We start from the raw sequence: 3,750 nt of genomic DNA on the forward strand, positions 1-3,750 counted from the left end.
ACAGCGGCTCAATCACCGCCCACTCCGCATCCGTCAGGTCATACCGCGCCATCCAGGTCCCTCCTGCTCAGAGGCCTAACGCCGCCGCACCTCAGCCGTGCCAGCTGTTATGGGTTCGCGACCTAGGGTCTAGCGCTCTACCGCCGTCGCCAGAAGCCGATAGCGAGAAGCCTAGTACGGATCAGATCCGCAAGTCGGTCCGCCCCGACGGGCTCGTCAGCTTCATCGACGGCAAAGCCTACAAGACGCTCAAGCGCCACCTGACCAGCCATGGGCTGGACCCGCGGGCCTACCGGGACCGTTACGGCCTGCCGGGCGATTACCCGATGGTCGCCCCCGCCTACGCCAAGCAGCGGTCCGCCCTGGCTAAGGCGATCGGCCTGGGACGACCCGGTGGCATGGCTCAGAAGGCACCGAAGAAGGGTCGCAAGGCGGCTTGATCCGATGTCGAATGTCGGCGGCCCCAAAACGGTACCGTGCAGGATTTATTAACGACCCTGCACCACCATCCCCTCAGCGATCGGCTCCGGCCGCGCGCCGGAAGAGCAGCACCGGGCCTGATGCCCCTCGGACCCGGTGCGGCCTCGCCGGCGCAGTCGCATCCTCAGTGCGTGTGGTGTGATACCCATCCCGCTACCGTGCTTCTTGCCGTAGAGCTGCCGTCAGCCACCGTCCCTTGCCGCTCACTGCCATGGCTTACCGTGAGTTTGCTGGGATATCGGTTCGCGCAGCCATTAAGGCCGCCTTCGGTCCGCCTCCTCCGCTACCACGGCCTCGACGGCGGCGATTACGTTCTCCAGCTCGGCCACCTGACGAAGGGCACTGCCAGCTGGCAGCCCGTCGTGCTCGGCCATAGCCAGGATGAGTGTGCGCTGGTGCGCCTTCAGGCGTTCGAGGAGAGCGTTCAGCTTGTCGGACATGCGCGGGCTGTAGCGGCGCTCAAAAAGCCGGGCAACCGAAGCGCAATTGACTCGCTCTACGCGCCCTGATCAATCATGGGGGTGCCAGCAGAAGCCTACCAAATCCACGCCCTACTCATGTCGCCGCCTGACGCTTCGGTCGTCGTCGGCCAGATGCCAGAGGAAGGCCGGGCACACCTCGGCGCGAGGCTGCACAACGTCTACCTGTCGCGGGAGTCACTCATAAAGATCCGGCAACGGCATCCCGAGATTACGTATATCGATCTGACATGGACGCCGGAGATCCTGGCTCACGGTACTCTGGTCGCCGAAGAACCGCCCTCTCGGTCGATAGGAGCCATCTACACGTTCGCGCGGACGAACCGGACCTTCAGAGCCGTCGTGAAACTATCGGGGTCACGCTGTGACATGTGGCTGACGGCATTCTACCGGATCGATGCGAAGCCGATGCTGCGCTACCTCAACAGTCCATTGGTCTTGCGGAGAGCGGATCGTCGGCTGTGACGGGCGGCCCGTAAGCCGCCCGCCAAGCCCAGCGCGGTGGGGCCTGCCAGGTAACCCCACATTGCGAACCGATGGGGCGGTAAAGCATCCATCGTCCTACGGCCGGCAGATCTCAGCTCTTGCGAGCTTTCACCGTGTCGCGCGCTGTCTCGAACTATCACACGTAAAGGTTGCCTCGGGGTGGTCAAGGCTGGTTAATAATGGGTTGCTGACAAGCCAGCTGCGATGCATCTCGACACCGGCCCCGCCACCCGCCGTACTTATACCAATCGGCGGTGATCATAACCTGTAGGCCCATGTGCGCAGGCCAAGGGACATGATCTTCCACGGTTGATCGACGAGCCTGTTCCAGGCGTGGCAGCACTGGTCGACGATGTCGTCGTAGGAGGCGAAGATCCGGTCGCCGAGCCAGTTGTCGCGGATGAACTGCCAGACGTTCTCTACCGGGTCGAGTTCAGGCGCGCAGGGCGGCAGCGTCAGCAGGGTGGTGTTGGCCGGCACGATGACGTCGTGAGCGCCGTGCCAGCCTGCACCGTCGAGCATCAGCACGGCATGCGCGCGGGGCGCGACGGAGCGGCTGATCTCGGCCAGATGCAAGGTCATCGCCTCGCTGTCGCCGCGGGGGAGGACGAGACCGGCGCCCTTGCCCTTCTCCGGGCAGATCGCCCCGTCCTTCGACAAGCTCAGGATGAGGGATGTAGGCGTAGGCCGTGCGCTGGTCCTTGGGTGCCGAGGGTCGTGTCCCACGGCGTGCCCATCGTCGCGGTAGGCTGTTCTTCTGGCCGACGCGCGCTTCGTCTTGCCACCAGACCTCGATGGCCGTTCCGGCTGGTAGCCCCGCGCGGATCGCCATCACGGTGGCGGGGAGGTTTTTTTGAATGCGGTGAGCGCAGCCGGATCCTGCTCGTGGTGGCGCGGGCGCACCGACAGCTCGCGGACGCCGAGGCGATTGATCAGCCGTCCGAGTGTGCTCTCGTCCAGACTGACGCCGAAGCTCGCGTAGACCCAGGCTGCCAGATCCTTCAGCCGCCAACGCACCATGCCGTGCCGGTCCGGGTCCGGCCCGCTCTCGACGATCTGCATCAGGGCTTGGCGCTGTGCCGCGTCCAGCTTCGGCTTCTGGCCCGGCGCCTTGCGGTCGATCAGCCCCGCCGGACCATCCGCGTTGAAGGCCAGCACCCAGTCGCGCACCGTCTGCAGGCCCACCGCCCCGATCCGCGCCGCATCGGTCCGGCTGCCGCCGTCGTAGATCTCAGCCAGAGCCAGAAGACGACGGGACTGGCCCGCATCCCGGCTGACCTTGGCGTGCCGCCGCAGATCGTCGGCCGTGAAGTCCTCACGCAGCCGCACCGCAGATGACATGGCAAACCCTCCGGTTCACCTCATCGAATCAGATCCAGAACCGCAACGATACCCCGTGAGTCAGCCTCACCGTCGATTGGTATTAGTCGGACCTCACGTCCTTCATCTCAAATAGCAGCGCCCCAACCGCGTGATCGCCCGTGGCATCCCCTGCCTTCACAACGAGCGGCCAATTGGACATGTCGCTGGATACGCTCTCAAGTCGGCGGGTGTTCTTAGCCCACGCCATTGCTTCCTGAACGGCTTGATCGAGGTCAGGCGCCTCAACTCTCGGCCGCTGGAATGATGACTGGCCGCCAAGGTGGCCGAGCGTGAAATCGTAGAGCGGCATGCAGGCACCCGGCCATTGAGTCGCCGCCGAGCTTAGCTCTGTTGATGCATTTGCTCCATGCGGCCACCCATCCCAGCATAAGGCAGCCCAACGTCCCGTCTCGACAGTCACCCCCGCCGCCCGCCATCTTGAGCGCATGCCCGCGCAGCACGGCCAGACTTACGATCCAGAAAGCTGGCGGCATTCCTTACGAGCGGCCTCCATCCGCTGATTGAGATAGACCGCAAGATCAATCAAGCCGACACCCTTGGCGCACTTCGCACTGGCCTCAATCCGCACGAGGGGTAGGGCGATTTCACCGGCCGATACCTTTCTGATCAGCGCCTCCGGCGTCAGGTGGCGGAAGTAGTCGGCACATACCGTCTCGATCGGGATCAGCGGCATGCCTCGGTAGCGGGCCATCAGGAGCCACGTCGTGTCGGACATGCCGGACAGGCTGGGCGTTGCGGCGGCAGATCTAGTCCGCGAAATCCGGGTCTTCATAGCGTCCTCCGCAACGCATGGCTCTTAGAGCGTCTAACAAAACCGGGTTTGGCGCGTTGAGTAGAGATGGCAAGACCGCTCCTCCCCGAAGGCCTGTGGGCCGAGATCGCACCGCTGCTGCCGCCTGAACGCGCTAAGCCGAAGGGCGGT

Annotated in this window: 4 protein-coding genes and 2 pseudogenes; 2 read left to right on the plus strand and 4 right to left on the minus strand. The window is 64.5% G+C overall.

The window, feature by feature from the left end:
• Nucleotides 1-11: 11 nt before the first annotated feature.
• Entirely contained in the window at nucleotides 12-440 is a 429-nt protein-coding gene (locus tag AAHG09_RS31625) for a Ros/MucR family transcriptional regulator (protein WP_342112290.1), read from the plus strand.
• 294 nt (nucleotides 441-734) lie between these two features.
• On the opposite strand, the gene AAHG09_RS31630 is transcribed toward AAHG09_RS31625, so the two are convergent.
• From AAHG09_RS31630 to AAHG09_RS31645, 4 genes and pseudogenes are all read right to left on the minus strand, one after another.
• Nucleotides 735-920, minus strand: coding sequence for a hypothetical protein (locus AAHG09_RS31630; RefSeq protein ID WP_342112287.1), 186 nt, complete (start codon nucleotides 918-920; stop codon nucleotides 735-737).
• A gap of 783 nt (nucleotides 921-1,703) precedes the next feature.
• A pseudogene (locus AAHG09_RS31635) lies at nucleotides 1,704-2,786 on the minus strand (IS630 family transposase).
• An 82-nt stretch (nucleotides 2,787-2,868) separates the two neighbouring features.
• The gene (locus AAHG09_RS31640; protein ID WP_342112288.1) at nucleotides 2,869-3,117 is read right to left on the minus strand and encodes a hypothetical protein; all 249 of its coding nucleotides are present in this window, start codon (nucleotides 3,115-3,117) and stop codon (nucleotides 2,869-2,871) included.
• A gap of 159 nt (nucleotides 3,118-3,276) precedes the next feature.
• The gene (locus AAHG09_RS31645; protein WP_412760123.1) at nucleotides 3,277-3,600 is read right to left on the minus strand and encodes a pyocin activator PrtN family protein; all 324 of its coding nucleotides are present in this window, start codon (nucleotides 3,598-3,600) and stop codon (nucleotides 3,277-3,279) included.
• Nucleotides 3,601-3,666: 66 nt separating this feature from the next.
• Here AAHG09_RS31645 and AAHG09_RS31650 point away from each other — a divergent pair.
• Nucleotides 3,667-3,750 (plus strand): annotated as a pseudogene (locus AAHG09_RS31650) (IS5/IS1182 family transposase); the annotation flags it as partial.

Origin of the sequence: Methylobacterium guangdongense (assembly GCF_038442355.1) — a bacterium.
GTDB classification, from domain to species: domain Bacteria; phylum Pseudomonadota; class Alphaproteobacteria; order Rhizobiales; family Beijerinckiaceae; genus Methylobacterium; species Methylobacterium guangdongense.

Coding starts and splice junctions, on each gene's coding strand:
- AAHG09_RS31645 (WP_412760123.1), bottom strand. CDS start 3,600: ATGAAGACCCGGATTTCGCGGACTAGATCTGCCGCCGCAACGCCCAGC.
- AAHG09_RS31640 (WP_342112288.1), bottom strand. CDS start 3,117: ATGCCGCTCTACGATTTCACGCTCGGCCACCTTGGCGGCCAGTCATCA.
- AAHG09_RS31630 (WP_342112287.1), bottom strand. CDS start 920: ATGTCCGACAAGCTGAACGCTCTCCTCGAACGCCTGAAGGCGCACCAG.